At 69.1% G+C, this 14,849-nt stretch carries 17 protein-coding genes; 8 read left to right on the forward strand and 9 right to left on the reverse strand.

The genetic code is table 11. The features are described 5' to 3' along the window. Positions 1–60: 60 nt before the first annotated feature. From ABB55_RS05955 to ABB55_RS05970, 4 genes are all read left to right on the forward strand, one after another. Positions 61–1,443 carry an aminotransferase gene (locus ABB55_RS05955; RefSeq protein ID WP_054357993.1) on the forward strand — a complete coding sequence of 461 codons (1,383 nt, stop codon included), beginning with the start codon at positions 61–63 and terminating at the stop codon, positions 1,441–1,443. Between the two features lie 158 nt (positions 1,444–1,601). After that, positions 1,602–2,342 carry a DUF1194 domain-containing protein gene (locus ABB55_RS05960; protein ID WP_244471978.1) on the forward strand — a complete coding sequence of 247 codons (741 nt, stop codon included), beginning with the start codon at positions 1,602–1,604 and terminating at the stop codon, positions 2,340–2,342. Between the two features lie 99 nt (positions 2,343–2,441). Next, a complete protein-coding gene (locus ABB55_RS05965) occupies positions 2,442–2,696 on the forward strand; it encodes a FitA-like ribbon-helix-helix domain-containing protein (protein WP_054357995.1) in 255 nt (84 codons plus the stop codon). Next, positions 2,693–3,109 (forward strand): type II toxin-antitoxin system VapC family toxin, encoded by a 417-nt coding sequence (locus ABB55_RS05970; protein WP_054357996.1) that lies wholly within the window; start codon positions 2,693–2,695, stop codon positions 3,107–3,109. The genes ABB55_RS05965 and ABB55_RS05970 overlap by 4 nt, the downstream gene beginning before the upstream one ends. 38 nt (positions 3,110–3,147) lie before the next feature. On the opposite strand, the gene ABB55_RS05975 is transcribed toward ABB55_RS05970, so the two are convergent. From ABB55_RS05975 to ABB55_RS05985, 3 genes are all read right to left on the reverse strand, one after another. Further along, entirely contained in the window at positions 3,148–3,762 is a 615-nt protein-coding gene (locus ABB55_RS05975; RefSeq protein WP_054357997.1) for a hypothetical protein, read from the reverse strand. Between the two features lie 398 nt (positions 3,763–4,160). Next, entirely contained in the window at positions 4,161–5,102 is a 942-nt protein-coding gene (locus tag ABB55_RS05980; protein WP_054357998.1) for a DnaJ C-terminal domain-containing protein, read from the reverse strand. Between the two features lie 166 nt (positions 5,103–5,268). Further along, positions 5,269–5,778: an RT0821/Lpp0805 family surface protein gene (locus ABB55_RS05985; protein WP_152981938.1), complete on the reverse strand. Its 510-nt coding sequence runs from the start codon at positions 5,776–5,778 to the stop codon at positions 5,269–5,271. A gap of 19 nt (positions 5,779–5,797) precedes the next feature. Here ABB55_RS05985 and pdxH point away from each other — a divergent pair, with 19 nt between their 5' ends. Next, positions 5,798–6,433 (forward strand): pyridoxamine 5'-phosphate oxidase, encoded by a 636-nt coding sequence (gene pdxH / locus ABB55_RS05990; protein WP_054358000.1) that lies wholly within the window; start codon positions 5,798–5,800, stop codon positions 6,431–6,433. Between the two features lie 40 nt (positions 6,434–6,473). Here pdxH and ABB55_RS05995 read toward each other — a convergent pair whose 3' ends face one another. The 5 genes from ABB55_RS05995 to ABB55_RS06015 all read right to left on the reverse strand — a co-directional run bounded on the left by ABB55_RS05995 (position 6,474) and on the right by ABB55_RS06015 (position 11,354). After that, positions 6,474–7,454, reverse strand: coding sequence for a magnesium transporter CorA family protein (locus ABB55_RS05995; RefSeq protein WP_083463390.1), 981 nt, complete (start codon positions 7,452–7,454; stop codon positions 6,474–6,476). 109 nt (positions 7,455–7,563) lie between these two features. Further along, on the reverse strand, positions 7,564–7,740 hold the full coding sequence (locus ABB55_RS30235) for a hypothetical protein (protein WP_160321174.1): 177 nt from the start codon (positions 7,738–7,740) through the stop codon (positions 7,564–7,566). Positions 7,741–7,957: 217 nt separating this feature from the next. After that, the gene (locus ABB55_RS06005) at positions 7,958–8,866 is read right to left on the reverse strand and encodes a metallophosphoesterase (RefSeq protein WP_054358002.1); all 909 of its coding nucleotides are present in this window, start codon (positions 8,864–8,866) and stop codon (positions 7,958–7,960) included. 249 nt (positions 8,867–9,115) lie between these two features. Beyond that, the gene (locus ABB55_RS06010) at positions 9,116–9,496 is read right to left on the reverse strand and encodes a DUF6455 family protein (RefSeq protein ID WP_054358003.1); all 381 of its coding nucleotides are present in this window, start codon (positions 9,494–9,496) and stop codon (positions 9,116–9,118) included. Between the two features lie 82 nt (positions 9,497–9,578). Next, positions 9,579–11,354 (reverse strand): acyl-CoA dehydrogenase family protein, encoded by a 1,776-nt coding sequence (locus ABB55_RS06015; protein WP_054358004.1) that lies wholly within the window; start codon positions 11,352–11,354, stop codon positions 9,579–9,581. Positions 11,355–11,535: 181 nt separating this feature from the next. Between ABB55_RS06015 and ABB55_RS06020 the strand changes: the two genes are divergently transcribed. Both ABB55_RS06020 and ABB55_RS06025 read left to right on the forward strand, forming a co-directional pair. Further along, on the forward strand, positions 11,536–12,510 hold the full coding sequence (locus tag ABB55_RS06020) for an L-threonylcarbamoyladenylate synthase (protein WP_054358005.1): 975 nt from the start codon (positions 11,536–11,538) through the stop codon (positions 12,508–12,510). Between the two features lie 302 nt (positions 12,511–12,812). Continuing rightward, the gene (locus ABB55_RS06025; protein WP_181183944.1) at positions 12,813–13,739 is read left to right on the forward strand and encodes a histone deacetylase family protein; all 927 of its coding nucleotides are present in this window, start codon (positions 12,813–12,815) and stop codon (positions 13,737–13,739) included. A 4-nt stretch (positions 13,740–13,743) separates the two neighbouring features. Here ABB55_RS06025 and ABB55_RS06030 read toward each other — a convergent pair whose 3' ends face one another. Then, positions 13,744–14,346 carry a Uma2 family endonuclease gene (locus ABB55_RS06030; protein ID WP_054358006.1) on the reverse strand — a complete coding sequence of 201 codons (603 nt, stop codon included), beginning with the start codon at positions 14,344–14,346 and terminating at the stop codon, positions 13,744–13,746. A gap of 159 nt (positions 14,347–14,505) precedes the next feature. Here ABB55_RS06030 and ABB55_RS06035 point away from each other — a divergent pair, with 159 nt between their 5' ends. Next, the gene (locus ABB55_RS06035; protein WP_054358007.1) at positions 14,506–14,793 is read left to right on the forward strand and encodes an exodeoxyribonuclease VII small subunit; all 288 of its coding nucleotides are present in this window, start codon (positions 14,506–14,508) and stop codon (positions 14,791–14,793) included. Positions 14,794–14,849: the final 56 nt, after the last annotated feature.

Here is a 14,849-nt window from a genome sequence, read left to right on the forward strand (position 1 = left end):
CGCGCCGTGGGACCGCGGGGCAACGGGCGGCCCGGCCGCCGCATCAGACGAGAGACCAGAATGACCCAGCTCACCAACATGCAGGTCCGCGACATCGAGGCCCTGGTCCATCCCTATACGCCGCAGCACCGCATCCGCGAGATCGGTCCGCTGGTCGTCGAGAAGGGCCACGGCGTCTGGATCACGGATTCGCAGGGCAAGGAGTATATCGAGGGTCTCTCGGGCCTGTGGTGCGCGGGGCTCGGCTTCTCCGACGAGGAGATGATCGAGGCCGGCATCGAGCAGCTGCGCAAGCTGCCCTACTACCACCTGTTCGGCGCCAAGGGCTACGAGCCGGCGATCGAGCTGGCCGAATCGCTGAAGGAGATCGCGCCGATCCCGATCTCCAAGGTTCTGTTCGCCTCGTCCGGTTCGGAGGCCAACGACACCCAGATCAAGCTCGCCTGGTACTACAACAATGCCCGCGGCAAGCCGGACAAGAAGAAGATCATCAGCCGCGTGAAGGCCTATCACGGCGTCACCGTGATGACCGCCTCGCTGACCGGCCTGCCGAACAACCATATCGACTTCGACCTGCCGGTCGCGCGCGTCGTGCACACCGACTGCCCGCAATATTACCGCTTCGGCCTGGAGGGCGAGACGGAAGCCGAGTTCGTCGCCCGCCTCGCCGCCAGCCTGCAGGCGCTGATCGAGCGCGAGGGGCCGGAGACGATCGCGGCCTTCATCGCCGAGCCGGTCATGGGCGCGGGCGGCGTGATCGTGCCGCCGGACGCCTATTTCGCCGCGATCCAGCCGATCCTGGCCGCGCACGACATTCTGTGCATCTCCGACGAGGTGATCTGCGGCTTCGGCCGGACCGGCAACTGGTTCGGCTGCGAGACCATGGGCTACACGCCGCACACCATCTCGGTCGCCAAGCAGATGACCGCCTCCTATGCGCCGCTCTCCGCGGTGCTGCTGCCGCAGTTCATGGTCGACGCGCTGGACAGCCAGTCGGCCAAGATCGGCACTTTCGGCCATGGCTACACCTATGGCGGCCACCCGCTCGGCTGCGCGCTCGGCGTCAAGGCGATCGAGATCTACAAGAAGCGCGACGTGGTCGGCCGGGTGCGCGCCATGGCGCCGCTGTTCGCCGAGCGCATCCGGCGCCTGGAGGAGCATCCGCTGGTCGGCAACGGCCGTTCGAAGGGCCTGATCGGCGGCATCGAACTGGTCGCCGACAAGGCGACCAAGAAGCCGTTCGACCCGAAGCTCGGCGTCGGCGGCCAGGTCAACGCCTTCCTGCAGAACCGCGGCGCCATCCTGCGCGCCATGGGCGACACGCTTGGCCTGTGCCCGCCGATGATCATCTCCGAGGCCGAGCTGAACGAACTGTTCGACCGCCTCGAAGGCGCCCTCAACGACGGCGAGGACTGGGTCCGCCGCCAGGGCCTGCGCGGCTGAGTTTTGCCGGCGACCGGCGGCACGGACCGTGCCGCCGGTCAAGGACATGACGTTCGGGCGGTTTCGCCCGGACCGCCAACAGACTGCCGCGCGGTTGATCTTGCCGGGCGCGGCGATCCGGCCGATCCTCCGGTCCGCACCCGATGCGGAGGACCGCCATGATCGCCCGAGCCCTCACGATCGCAGCCCTTCTGGCGACCGCGCTCGCCTTCTGGACCCCCGGCGTGGCGGCCGAGGAGGTCGATCTCGAACTGGTGCTGGCTGCCGACGGATCCGGCTCGATCGATGCCGACGAACTCGCCCTGCAGCGCAAGGGCTATGCCGATGCGCTGACCTCGCCGGAGGTGCAGCGGGCGATCCGCTCGGGCGTCATCGGCAAGATCGCGGTCGCCTATATCGAATGGGGCGGGCCGGCCTCCCAGCATGTCATCGTCGACTGGCAGGTGATCGGCGATCCCGCTGCGGCCGCGGATTTCGCCGCCAAGCTGATCGCCCGCCCGCGCGCCGCCTTCGGCTACAATTCGATCTCCAACGCCATCGACTTCTCGGTCCGGATGATCGAGACCAACGCCATCGACGGCCGCCAGAAGGTGGTCGACGTCTCCGCCGACGGCCCCAATATCGGCGGCCGCGACATCCAGGCGGCGCGCGACGACGCGGTCGCCAAGGGCGTGACCATTAACGGACTGGTGATCGCGCGGCCCGGCGGCCAGATCCGCCGCGTCGCCGGCGAGCCCCTGACCGAGCATTTTCGCCGCGACGTGATCGGCGGCCCCGGCGCCTTCATCGTCACGGTCGACGAGACCACCAGCTTCCCCGAAGCCGTCCGCCGCAAGCTGGTGATGGAGATCGCCGACGGCCTGGAGCGCGGCCGCACGCGCTTCGCGACGGCTGATTAGGGGTGACACCGAGCCTCACGGCGACACCTTCGGTTGAGATCGCTTGTCGCCAAGACATCGGGCCGGTAGTCTGAAACCTCGCGGAGGGGAGACCGATCCATGGCCACGCTCACCGTCCCGGACCTGCCCGAGGATGCCCGCAGGACGCTCGAGCAGCGCGCCGATCGCAACGGCCGCAGCATCGAGGACGAGGCGCGGGCCATCCTGCTGCAAGCCATCCGGCCGGCACCGGCGCGCCGCGTCGGCGACGAACTGGCCGCCATCGGCCGTTCCTGCGGCCTGACGGATGCGGATGTGGAAGCGATGCAGACGGCGTCCGCGAAGAGGCCTGTCGCGCCGATCCGGTTCGAATGATCGTTCTCGACACCAATGTCGTCTCGGAGGCGATGAAGCCCACCCCGAACCCGGCGGTGATGGCCTGGCTGAACGACCGTCCGGCAGACGAACTGTCGATCACGACGATCACGATCGCGGAGCTGCTCTTCGGCATGGCCGTGCTGCCGGACGGCAGGCGCCGACTGGCGTTGAGCGGCGCCTATGATCGCCTGATGCAGGTGTTCGACGGTCGTGTGCTCAGCTTCGATGAGACTGCGGCGCAGCGATACGCCATCCTGGCCGCAGCGGCGCGCGCCGCGGGCCGGCCGCTTCCCCTTCCGGATGGTTACATCGCGGCGATCGCAGCGGCGCATTCCTGTTCAGTCGCGACCCGGGATGTGTCGCCCTTCACGGCTTGCGGGCTGGAAGTCATCGACCCCTGGAAATCCTGAAGCCGGTCCAGTCCGGACGAGTCCGACGCCTCGAAGCCTCAGCTCAGGAAGCGGAAGAACAGGGATTCCAGGCCCTTGCCGAAATCCTTGTCGCGCTCTTCGGGCTTCGGGGCGTCGCGCTTGGCCTGGATATAGGGTTTGAAGGTGCGGTAGAGCCGCTTCACGTCGATCGCGATGGACCGGCGGATCACGTCCTCGTCGCAGGCGTGCACGGTCAGGCAGCGGTCGAACGGCTCGAAGCTGTCGACCAGCTGGTCGATCGGGGCGGCGAGATTGTGGTCGCGGATGAAGGCGAGCAGGAGTTCGTCGCGGCTGGCGATCAGCGCCTCGCGCTCGCTCTCCACGGTGGCGGCCATGATCTTGCGCTGCTGGTCCTGGATCATGTCCCACCAGGGCTTCAGGTCGTCGCTGAGCTTGACATAGGCGCGCTGGGCGTCGCCGTCGGAGAAGCGGTCGACCAGGTCGAGCGCCACCGAGACGCGCTGCGCATTGGAGGCCTGGGGCAACTCGACGAAGCGTTCCCAGATCGCGACGCCCCAGCCGGCCAGCGCGAAGACGCCGATGCCGAAGACCGTCGCCGGATGCAGCTTGACCGCCCGGCGGCGCGGGGCCGTCGGGGCGGTGCTGCTGATCTCGGTCGGCCGCATCGTCATGATCGGTTCAGCGTCCCGGCTTGGCAGGCTTGGAGCAGCACGGGCCGCCGCAGCAGACATCGCCCCACGGCGGCCGTCCGCCGCCCGGGCGCGGCTGGGCGGAGACGAGGGAGGTTGCGAGCATGATCAGCGCCATCGCGACAAGAAGGGTTTTTTTCATCTTCGTCGAAGTCCCTGGTGGAGATTAGCGGGACGGCGAACCGTCCCCCATCACACTTGCCGAGACCTTAGCGCATCGAACATGAACGCTGCCAGAATGATCGGCCGAACCGGCGAAACCATGGCGGGCGGCTGCCCCCGGCACCGGGAAAATCCATCGCAATGCCTTGCCGTCCCTGCGGCAGGCCGCGCCTCCGGCCGCGTCCCGGCGGGGGCGCCGCGACGCCGTCCGGGTCCGCTCAGCGCGCGCGGCGGGCGCGCAGGAAGCCTTCGAGTTCGGCATCGCCGCCGTCCGGCAGGACGATTCGCGGCGTCACGTAGAGATCGCCCCGCTCGCCGCCCTTCTTGGGCAGGCCGCGCCCCTTCAGGCGCATCGCCTTGCCGCCGGTGGTGCGCGCCGGAATGGTCACGTCGACCGGCGCTTCCAGCGTCTGCACGCGGACCCGTCCGCCGAGCACCGCATCCTCGAGCGAGACCGGCAGGTCGGTGCGCAGGTCGAAGCCGTCGACGCGGAACTGCGGATGCTTCTGGAAGGTCACGGTCAGCATGGCGTCGCCGGCCGGTCCGCCGAGGCCGCTCGTCTGGCCCTGCCCCTTGAGACGCATCCGGTAGCCGTCGGTGACGCCGTCGGGCAGCGACACGTCGAGCGTCTTGCCGGTCGGCAGGGTGACGCGCACCTTCTCGCCGGAGACCAGATCTTCCAGCGCGACCTCCAGGGTCACCGCCACGTCCTCGCCGCGATACGGTCCGCCGCGCTCTTCGCCGAAATCGGCAGTGCTGCCGCCGCCCGTGCGCCGGAAACCGCCGCCGCGGCGGCTCTCGCCGCCCATGGCGCGGCCGAGGATGTCGGTCATGAAGTCGTCGAAGATGCCCTGGCCGCCGCCCCCGCCGCCCGAACGGCGCGAATAGCCCTCGAACCCGCCGCGATTGCCGAAGCCCTCGAAGCCGGAGAATTTCGGCTTGCCCTCGGCGTCGATCTCGCCCCGGTCGAACTGCGCCCGCTTGGCCTTGTCGCCGAGAATCTCATAGGCGGAATTGACCTCCGCGAAGGAATCCTTGGCGCGCGGGTCGTCCTTGTTCTGGTCGGGATGATGCTTCTTGGCCAGACGCCGGAACGCCTTCTTGACTTCGTCTTCACTCGCCGAGCGGGAGACTCCCAGCACGTCGTACGGATCACGCATCGTCGTTTCGAACCCCCTGAGGCATGGCCCGGTCGGCATGTCCCCTGCCGGCCGGGGAAGGTCTGCGGTGCCAGCACCGCCCCCGCAAGCCGCCGCCGCGACCCGCAGGACTATACCATGAACGGCTATGTGGGGGCGATGCGCGCGGATTGCCAGTTGCGGCGCGTCACAGCCGACCGGAATCCGCCGGTTCCACGCTGGTCAGTTCCCAGCCCGAAGCGCGCCGGCACAACTGGCCGCGATAGAGCCTGACGCCGTCGACGGAGGAGACCGTGGTGTTGAAGCCCTTGCATGCGGCGCCGGCGCGACCGGAGGCGATCACGTCGGAGATGGTGCCCGAATTGCCGGTCTCCGCATTGGCCCATTCGATCCGGGCCTTCTCCCTGGTCTTGGCCTTGTCCTTGACGGGCTCCGCCCCGGCGGACGGCTCGGCCCGGGCCACGGAGCGGCGCACGGCCTCCCAGTCGCTCGGCTTGGCGCCGGCATCCGGGGCCTTGGCGGCGGGCACGGGCGGCGCGGGCGCGGCGGCGGCGGCTGTGGGGATCGAGCCGGTCAGATCGGCGGCGGACGGAGCGGCACTGCAGGCGCCGAGGATAAAGGCGGAGCAGATCAGCAATGCCGGGGCGCATTGGCGCGGAGACCCGGCCCGGGTATAGAACGCAACACGCCCGGCCAAGAAACCCTCCAAGAACGCGATGACCGAAAACCTCTCCGACAATCCTCCGTCTGAGTTAACGACCGGTGACTTTTCCGGAGCGACGGAACCATTCCGCCTTTTCGGCGAATGGCTTCGCGATGCCGAGGGCAAGGAGCCGAACGATCCCAACGCGATGGCCGTGGCCACCGTGGACGAGACCGGCATGCCCAACGTGCGCATGGTCCTGCTCAAGGGCTTCGACCAGCAGGGCTTCGTCTTCTATACGAATTTCGAAAGCCGGAAGGGCCGCGAGATCCTGGCGAGCCGCAAGGCGGCGCTGCTGTTCCATTGGAAATCGCTGCGCCGCCAGGTGCGCGTGCGCGGCACGGTCGAGATCGTGTCCGATGCCGAGGCCAACGACTACTATGCCTCGCGCCCGCGCGGCAGCCGGATCGGCGCCTGGGCGTCGCAGCAGTCCCGGCCGCTGGAAAGCCGCTTCGCCCTGGAAAAGGCGGTCGCCGAATATGGCCTGAAATTCGGCCTCGGCGAGATCCCCCGCCCGCCGCACTGGTCGGGCTTCCGGATCGTGCCGAGCGGCTTCGAATTCTGGCACGACCGCCCGTTCCGTCTGCACGACCGCCTGGTCTTCGAGCGCGCCGGCGACGGCTGGACGACCTCGCGGCTCTATCCCTGAAGCCGAGGCGCGCGCGACGCGGCAGGCCGCGCGACCTCGCCTAAAGCCAGCTGCGCCACTTGAACACGGCGTAGGTGACCGCGACGGACGCCACCATCAGCCCGAGCGCCATCGGGTAGCCCCAGGGCTGGTCGAGTTCGGGCATGGCGTGGAAATTCATGCCGTAGATCGAGGCGATCAGCGTCGGCGGCATGAACACGACGGCCAGAATCGAGAAGATCTTCACGATCGTGTTCTGCTGCAGGCTGACCAGGCCGAGCGTGGCGTCGAGCAGGAAGGTGACCTTGTTGTCGAGCGCGACGGCATGTTCGCTGAGCGAGCGGATGTCCTGCGCGATCGTCTTGGTGTGGGCCTTCTCGTCCTTCTTGCCGCCGTTGCGCCCGGCCTCCTCGGCAAAGAAGCCGGCGAGCCGGGACAGCGAGACGAGGCTCTCCTGGATCTTCGCGATCAGGTTGCCCTGCTGGCCGATGGAGCGGATGACGCGGCCGTAATCCTTGTCGCGCTCGCTCTTCTGGCCGATCTCGGCGGTGAAGACCTGGCCGGAAATCTGCTCGACCTCCGCCCCGACCCGCTCCAGAACGTCGGCGATCCGATCGATGATCGCATCGAGCAGGCCGAGCAGGATCGAATGGGCGTCGTCGACACCGGCGCCGGGCTTGCCGGCGCGGACCTGGAACTGGGAGAAGGGCCGCGATTCCTCGTAGCGCACCGTCGCGATGCGGGAACCGGCCAGAATGAAGGTGACCTCCGTCGTGCGCGGCTGGCCGGAATCGACCTGGCACAGGATGGTGGCGGTCATGTAGCAGGCGCCGTCTTCCTGGTAGAGGCGGCTGGACGCTTCGATCTCGCGCATGTCCTCGCGAGTCGGAATGGCGACGCCCATGATCCGCTCGACCAGACGATCTTCCTCGACGGTCGGCTCGACCAGATCGAACCAGACGGCATCGTCGGGCATTTCGCCGGACTGCGGATCGGCATGGCGAACGAGGCCGGCACCCCGGCAGGAATAGACGGTCAGCATCGCGCCGGTCTAAACCGGCCGCACCGCACGGTCCAGCGCCAGCCGTCGAAACGGTCGTCGCCGGAAGCCCGTGAGCGGACGGGATCCGGTCTGCGGCGCACGCGCCGCATCATCCCATCTGGTTGCTGTTGAGCTTCTTGCCCTTGACCGGCTTGACGCTGGCCGCCGCGCTGACCGCCGAAATGCCGATCGACTTGTACTGCTTGTCGAGCGTCACGGATTCGCGCTTGGGCGGGATTCCCTGGCTGAACTGCGCTTCCTTGCCCTGATTGTCCTTGGCAGACATTTTCATCCTCGGATTTTCGACTTGCAGCACTGTCCCGTGCCGGTTTGGAAAGCCGCGATCCGGCGCGCTCCATTGACGCCGGATAGCAACGCCGCGTGCGAATTCTTACGGGCAAGTCAGTTTGGCCCGGGAAATGCGGCAACTCGACGTCACTGTCATGGAGTGTTCATGAAAAACGTGCTCATGAAAAGAGCATCCCGCCTTGAATCTAGCCAACTTATGAACCGAGGACGGGGGTCTGCGGCGTTATGCCGTCACTGTGGATCGTCAGCAACACGATCTCGGGCGGCGCCATGAAGCGGACCGGCAGCCCGGAACAGCCGAGGCCGCCGGAAACGACCAGATGCCGGCCGCCCTCGACGATGTGGCCATAGGCGAAACGCCGGCCATAGGCCGACGGGACCACGACCGCTCCGACGAACGGCACGCGCACCTGCCCGCCATGGGTGTGGCCCGACACCGTCAGGGCGACGCGCTCCGGCACCGAGACGAACAGATCGGGCTCGTGCGCCATGTGGATCACCGGCGCATCGTCGGTGACGCGGGCGAGCGCCCGGCGGAGATCGTCCTTGCCGATGAAGCCGCGCGGCCCATGCAGCGCCACCATGCTGTCGGTGCCGGACAGCCAGAAGCGATGGCCGTCGCGCTCGATCCGCACCGCATCGTTGACGAGCACGGGAATCCGGCTGCGCTCCAGCGCCGTCCGGATCGGCGCCGGGCCGCCCGACCACCACCAGTCGTGATTGCCGAGGATCGCATAGGTGCCGAGCGGGGCGGCGAGATCGCCGAGGATCGGCGCCCAGACCGACGGCAGCAGGGGCCCGTGGCTGAACCGCATGGTGCCGACATAGTCGCCGAGCAGCAGCACCAGGTCCGGCTTCAGCCGGTTGGTCGCCTCGACGATCTGCGCGATGCGGCGGGTCGACATCCACGGGTCGACGGCATGGATGTCGGCGACCAGCGCGACCGTCAGCGGCTTCGACCCGCGCCAGCGCGGCAGGGCGAGATCGTAGCGCGTCACGTTGAGCAGAACCTGCGGTTCCAGCCCGAACGCGTAGCCGCCGAGACCGACGAAGGCCATGCCGCCGGCCGCCGCCGTCTTCAGAAATGTCCGTCTCGTCAGCATGTTCACAGATCGGCCGATGACACCGTGGCTATCGTTATCGGCCGATCGTGGCGAAAACGGAGCCGTCGCCCTGCGGTGGCATATCAGGCGGCCCGCCGGGCGATGCCGGGCCGGAGGGACCGACCCGCAGCGATCGGAGACCGGGACCCCATCCGATCGGGGCGACCCGCCCGGAAGTGGGCACCGCGCGCTCCAAGGGATGCGGTCAGGGCACCGCCCGAATCCGATCCCTTCGGATCGAACGAGGCCCTATCGGGCGAGGGCCCGCATGGTCATCGAATTCGGGCAGAACTCGTCGGCGTGCTGGACCGCCGTCCCGGCCGCGAGTTCGTGCTCGCAGCGGCCCTTGGACAGGCAGCGGCTGCACAGCACCGCCATGTCGGCGAGCACGGCCGGCAGGTCTGCACGGACCTCGTCAGGATCGAGACCGCGCGCCAGCATCATCCGCTCCATCAGCTTGGCGGAGTCGGCGTGCTGCACGAGATCGGCCAGGTCGTCGACCGACAGGCCGTAGTCGGCGGCCATCCGGGAGGCCTCGCTCGGGTCGAGCTCCATCAGTTCGGCGACGGCGGCGCGACTGGCCTGATAGTCGCGCCAGCGGGTGACGAGGGTTTCGAGCACGTTGACCATCGGAGGCTCCGGCAATGTCGTTCGGATCGCCGATAGAAAGCACTCCGCGCGGTCCGCGGCCTTGACGCGGATCAACGGCGCGTCACACGGCGAGCGCCAGATCGACCGTGCCGACCGAATCCGACGACGTCATCACCTGATGGGCCAGGGCGGCGGTCTCGCACAGGAGATGCTCGGCATAGAAGCGGGCGAGCGCGGTCCGTGCCGGGGCATCGTCGCGTCCGGCCTTGGCGGCGGCGACCGCGCCGCGCGCCAGATAGCCGCCGCCGGCCGCAAGGCTCATCAGGCGCAGGAAGGGCGTCGCCACGGCGAGCACGGCGGCGGGATCGCGCGGCGCGGTCTCCTCCATCCACAGCGCGGCCGTCTCGGCATGGCGCAGGGCATCCGCCACGGCCTCGCCGATCCGGCCGAAATCCGGCCGGTTGATCGCACGCGCCTCATGGGCATCGGCCGACAACTCGCCGAGATAGACCCGCCAGGTGCGCCCGGCCGACATCGGCAGCTTGCGGGTGACGAGGTCGATCGCCTGGATGCCGTTGGTTCCCTCGTAGATCGGCGCGATGCGCGCATCGCGCAGGAACTGGGCCGCGCCGGTCTCCTCGATGAAGCCCATGCCGCCATGGATCTGGATGCCGAGCGAGGCCGCCTCGACGCCGATATCGGTCGAAAAGGCCTTGGCCAGCGGCGTGATCAGGCTCGCCCGCTCGGTCCAGAAGACCTTGTCGTCGCCCTCCGCCGCATGGGCCATGTCGAGCGCATGGGCGCAGGCGTAGCAGAGCGCGCGGGCGGCGGCGGTCAGCGCCTTCTGGGTCGCCAGCATGCGCTTCACGTCCGGATGCAGCGCGATCGGGCTCATGCCCTCGCCGGTCCAGCCGGGCGCGCGGCCCTGCCGGCGCTCCTGCGCATAGGCGAGCGCATGCTGATGCGCCGCCTCGGCGACCGCCACGCCCTGGATGCCGATCATCAGGCGGGCATTGTTCATCATCGTGAACATGCAGGCGAGGCCGCGATTCTCCTGGCCGACCAGATAGCCGACCGCCCCCTCCCCGTCGCCGTAGCTCATCACGCAGGTCGGCGAGCCATGCAGGCCGAGCTTGTGCTCCAGCCCGGCGCAGCGCAGGTCGTTATGCGCGCCGAGCGACCCGTCCGCCTCGACCAGAACCTTCGGCACCAGGAACAGCGAGATGCCGCGGGTCCCGGCCGGCGCATCCGGCAGCCGCGCCAGCACGAGATGGATGATGTTGTCGGTCAGATCGTGCTCGCCATAGGTGATGAAGATCTTCTGGCCGAAGATGCGGTAGGTGCCGTCGGCCTGGCGCTCCGCGCGGGCCTTGAGGGCGCCGAGATCGGAACCCGCCTGCGGCTCGGTCAGGTTCATGGTGCCGGTCCACTCGCCGGAGACCATCTTCGGCAGGTAGGTCGCCTTGAGGGCCTCCGAGCCATGCGCGGCAAGCGCCTCGACCGCCCCGATGGTCAGCGTCGGCCCGACCGCGAAGGCCATGCTACCCGAATTCCACATCTCCTGGGCGACGACGGAGAGCATCGCCGGCAGGCCCTGGCCGCCATATTCGACCGGCCCGCTGAGCGCGTTCCAGCCGCCCTCGCACCAGTCGCGATAGAGTTCGCGCCAGCCCGGCGGGGTGGTCACGACGCCGTCCTTCAGCCGGGCGGGATGGACATCGCCGCTGCGCAGCAGCGGGGCGACGCGTTCGCCGGCGAAGCGGCCGGCCTCCTCGACGATGGCGCGCACCAGATCGGCCGAGAGATCGCCGAGCTTGCCGGCCTCCAGGGCCTGGCCGAGGCCGACCACATGTTCGAGCGTGAACAGAATGTCCTCGACCGGGGCGCGGTACGGCATGAAAGTCTCCTCGGGCTTCGTTCTTGTCGGCTTTCGTCGGCCGGTTCCGTCGGGCGGGTGCCGGGCGACGGCGCTTGACGGCCGGCGGCCCGCCGTCTATCGGCTCGACCCGTCGGCCGCCCGCACGATAGGGAGCCGGCGGACGAGGTCAATCGTGACTTCGGACGAATTCGGATCCGCCATGCAGGTCGTTGCCGCCGATCCCGCCGGCCTTGAGGCCGCGCTCGCCGCGCTCGCCGAAGGACGCCTCGTCGGATTGCCGACCGAGACCGTCTACGGCCTCGCCGCCGACGCGACCGACGGGCGGGCGGTCGCCGGCATCTATGCCGCCAAGGGCCGGCCGAGCTTCAACCCGCTGATCGCCCATGTCGCCGATCTCGCCGAGGCCGAACGGCACGGCCGATTCGGGGCCGACGCACGCCGCCTCGCCGAGGCCTTCTGGCCGGGGCCGCTGACCCTGGTGGTGCCCAAGCGACCCGACAGCGCGATTGCGGATCTGTGCACCGCCGGGCTTGAGACGGTCGCCCTGCGGGTCCCGGCGACCGCGGTGGCCCGCGACCTGATCCGCCGCTTCGGCCGCCCCGTCGCCGCGCCCAGCGCCAACCGATCCGGCCGCATCAGCCCGACCGCGGCCGAGGACGTGGTGGCCGAGCTCGGCGACCGCGTCGCCGTGGTGATCGACGGGGGACGGACGCCGGTCGGCGTGGAATCGACCATCGTCGCCTGTCTCGACGGACATGTCCGCCTGCTCCGCCCCGGCGGCGTCCCGCGGGCGGCGATCGAGGCGGCCATCGGCCGGGCGCTCGACCCGGACGATGCGGAGGGTTCCGATCCTGCGCGACCGCTGGCGCCGGGGCTGCTCGTCTCCCACTACGCGCCGAATGCCCGCGTCCGGCTCGACGCCGCCGAGGTCCGCCCCGGCGAGGCCCTGCTCGCCTTCGGCCCGGATGCCCTGCCCGGCCAGGAACGCGCGGTCGCGCGGATCAATCTGAGCCCCACCGGCGACCTGGCCGAGGCGGCAGCCGGGCTGTTCCGGGCGCTGCGCCAGCTCGACGCCAGCGGCGCACCGACGATCGCGGTCGCCCCGATCCCCGCGGACGGGCTCGGCGAGGCGATCCGCGACCGGCTCGGGCGGGCCGCGGCGCCGCGCGGGTAGCCGCTGCGACCGCCGCGCCGGTCGCCGCGATCGGCCCGGACTACGACCAAGAGCCTAGTCGGCGTTTGATTTTGATCACGTCGGGATCGGCCGCAAAGGCACAGACTGACCAGTACGACGATCTGGCATGCCAGGGACCGAACCTGCATTGACAGGGCGGGACCGGGCGGCGTCCTATGCGCCGAGAATGGCGCCGCAGGTCCCGGCCGGGCGTCGACAGACGGCACAATCAAGCGCTGGGGGACCCTGGGTCCGGGCCGGCCGGGTGCGGCGACGCACCGAAGGGGAGGACCGAACGAGCGATGTCGACGCTGCTGATCCATCATCCGAGCTTCCTCGATCACGTCACTCCGCTCGGTCATCCGGAGCGGCCGGACCGCATCCGCGCGATCGACCGCATTCTGGAGCATGAGCGCTTCCAGGCGCTGGAGCGGGAACTGGCGCCGCTCGGCTCGCCCGAAATGGCCGCACTGGCCCATCCCGAGGCCTTCGTCGCCGACATCGAGGCCGGCGCGCCGACCGAGGGCCTGACCCGGATCGACGCCGACACGGTCATGTCGCCGGGCTCATGGCAGGCGTCCATGCGCGGCCTGGGCGGCGTGACGGCGGCGGTCGACGAGGTCTTCGCCGGCAAGGTCAAGAACGCCTTCTGCGCCATCCGTCCGCCCGGCCACCATGCCGAGAAGGACCGCGCCATGGGCTTCTGCCTGTTCAACAATATCGCGGTGGCGGCGCGCTGGGCGCAGAAGAAGCACGGCGTCGAACGCGTCGCGATCATGGATTTCGACGTGCACCACGGCAACGGCACGCAGGACATCTTCTGGTCCGACAAGTCGGTCATGTACACCTCAACCCACCAGATGCCGCTCTATCCGGGCACCGGCGCGCCGAACGAGACCGGCGTCGGCAACATCGTCAATGCCCCGCTCAGCGCCGGCGACGGCGGTGCCGAGTTCCGCGAGGCGATGGAAGTGGCGATTCTGCCGCGAATCGCCGACTTCCGCCCCGATCTGATCCTGATCTCGGCCGGCTTCGACGCCCATCACCGCGACCCGCTCGGCTCGATCAACCTGGTCGAAGCCGACTATGCCTGGGTCACCGCCAAGCTGATGGACATCGCCAACGACTGCTGCCAGGACCGCGTCGTCTCGATCCTCGAAGGCGGCTACGACCTGGAAGGCCTCGCCCGCTCGGTCGCCGCCCATGTCATGACGCTGATGCGGGCGTGAGGGGTCACGAGGCGGCGGTGCGGATCAAGTCCGTATCGGCATAGATGTCCGCCATCGCCAGGGAGAGGCCGAGCGCGGAAAGCGTCACGACGGCCTCGGCGGTACCGGCAGCCGCGGGGAAATCCGACCAGCTGCCGGTCTCGTCGCGCGACCAGACTTCCACCCGGAACTCGCGCGGGTGGATCAGCACGTAGTGCTGCAAGGTCGGCATGGCGAGATATTGCTGCTGCTTGTAGCCCCGGTCGATCGCGATGGTCGACGGCGACAGAACCTCGAAGACGGCGACCGGATCGTCGATCCAGGTCTGACGGCCATCCGGCATCGGTCCGCACCGGATATGCACGTCGGGAAAGGCCCCGAAGCGGTCCGACTCGGAACTGCGGACGAGGACATCCCGCAAGGCCCGGCAGCCGCGTTCGCGCAGCCGCTGCGCCGTCGCGATCACGATATTCTGCGCGATCACGTCGTTGTCGATGGCCCCTCCGGCCATGGCGACCGGCTGACCGTCGAGCAGTTCGAATTTCTCGGCCGGCGACCAATCGTTCATCCAGGCGACGAAGTCGTGGATGAGCATCGGGTTTGCGGAAGGCTTCGCCTGGGCGGACATGGCGGACTGTTCTCGGTTCGTCCGATCCTAGCAGAATTGCAGCCCGCCGCATCCCGCCATTGACACCGCCCGCGCGGGCGGGTTCCCTCTCGCGCTCTGACGAGGAGCCTGGCGCAGGGTCCCAGCCGCGGCTGGACTGCGCGAGCCGGAGAGACCTTCGTGACCAAAGCCGCTGCCGAGACCGCCGCCGCCAAGGACGCCGCCAAGGGCGCCGCCGCCGTGCAGAGCCTGTCCTTCGAACAGGCGCTGGCCGAACTGGAGGGGCTCGTCACCAAGCTCGAACGCGGTGACGTGCCGCTCGAGGAATCGATCGCCGCCTACGAGCGCGGCGAGGCGCTGAAGGCCCATTGCAGCCGGCTCCTGTCGGCGGCGGAAGCCCGCGTCGAGAAGATCCGGCTCGGCACCGACGGCAAGCCGGCAGGCCTGGACCCTCTCGACGTGGAATGATCCGGCCGCGGCTTGCGACACTGGTCTGATTTGCGCGGCCGGGGTCGCTCCTGTAT

The sequence above is a fragment of the Prosthecodimorpha hirschii genome (genome assembly GCF_001305515.1).
In the GTDB taxonomy this organism is placed as follows: Bacteria; Pseudomonadota; Alphaproteobacteria; order Rhizobiales; family Ancalomicrobiaceae; genus Prosthecodimorpha; species Prosthecodimorpha hirschii.

What these genes read in the sequence shown, in the direction of transcription:
- ABB55_RS05955 (WP_054357993.1), top strand. Translation starts at nt 61, where the DNA reads ATGACCCAGCTCACCAACATGCAGGTCCGCGACATCGAGGCCCTGGTC.
- ABB55_RS05960 (WP_244471978.1), top strand. Translation starts at nt 1,602, where the DNA reads ATGATCGCCCGAGCCCTCACGATCGCAGCCCTTCTGGCGACCGCGCTC.
- ABB55_RS05965 (WP_054357995.1), top strand. Translation starts at nt 2,442, where the DNA reads ATGGCCACGCTCACCGTCCCGGACCTGCCCGAGGATGCCCGCAGGACG.
- ABB55_RS05970 (WP_054357996.1), top strand. Translation starts at nt 2,693, where the DNA reads ATGATCGTTCTCGACACCAATGTCGTCTCGGAGGCGATGAAGCCCACC.
- ABB55_RS05975 (WP_054357997.1), bottom strand. Translation starts at nt 3,762, where the DNA reads ATGACGATGCGGCCGACCGAGATCAGCAGCACCGCCCCGACGGCCCCG.
- ABB55_RS05980 (WP_054357998.1), bottom strand. Translation starts at nt 5,102, where the DNA reads ATGCGTGATCCGTACGACGTGCTGGGAGTCTCCCGCTCGGCGAGTGAA.
- pdxH (WP_054358000.1), top strand. Translation starts at nt 5,798, where the DNA reads ATGACCGAAAACCTCTCCGACAATCCTCCGTCTGAGTTAACGACCGGT.
- ABB55_RS05995 (WP_083463390.1), bottom strand. Translation starts at nt 7,454, where the DNA reads ATGCTGACCGTCTATTCCTGCCGGGGTGCCGGCCTCGTTCGCCATGCC.
- ABB55_RS30235 (WP_160321174.1), bottom strand. Translation starts at nt 7,740, where the DNA reads ATGTCTGCCAAGGACAATCAGGGCAAGGAAGCGCAGTTCAGCCAGGGA.
- ABB55_RS06005 (WP_054358002.1), bottom strand. Translation starts at nt 8,866, where the DNA reads ATGCTGACGAGACGGACATTTCTGAAGACGGCGGCGGCCGGCGGCATG.
- ABB55_RS06010 (WP_054358003.1), bottom strand. Translation starts at nt 9,496, where the DNA reads ATGGTCAACGTGCTCGAAACCCTCGTCACCCGCTGGCGCGACTATCAG.
- ABB55_RS06015 (WP_054358004.1), bottom strand. Translation starts at nt 11,354, where the DNA reads ATGCCGTACCGCGCCCCGGTCGAGGACATTCTGTTCACGCTCGAACAT.
- ABB55_RS06020 (WP_054358005.1), top strand. Translation starts at nt 11,536, where the DNA reads ATGCAGGTCGTTGCCGCCGATCCCGCCGGCCTTGAGGCCGCGCTCGCC.
- ABB55_RS06025 (WP_181183944.1), top strand. Translation starts at nt 12,813, where the DNA reads ATGTCGACGCTGCTGATCCATCATCCGAGCTTCCTCGATCACGTCACT.
- ABB55_RS06030 (WP_054358006.1), bottom strand. Translation starts at nt 14,346, where the DNA reads ATGTCCGCCCAGGCGAAGCCTTCCGCAAACCCGATGCTCATCCACGAC.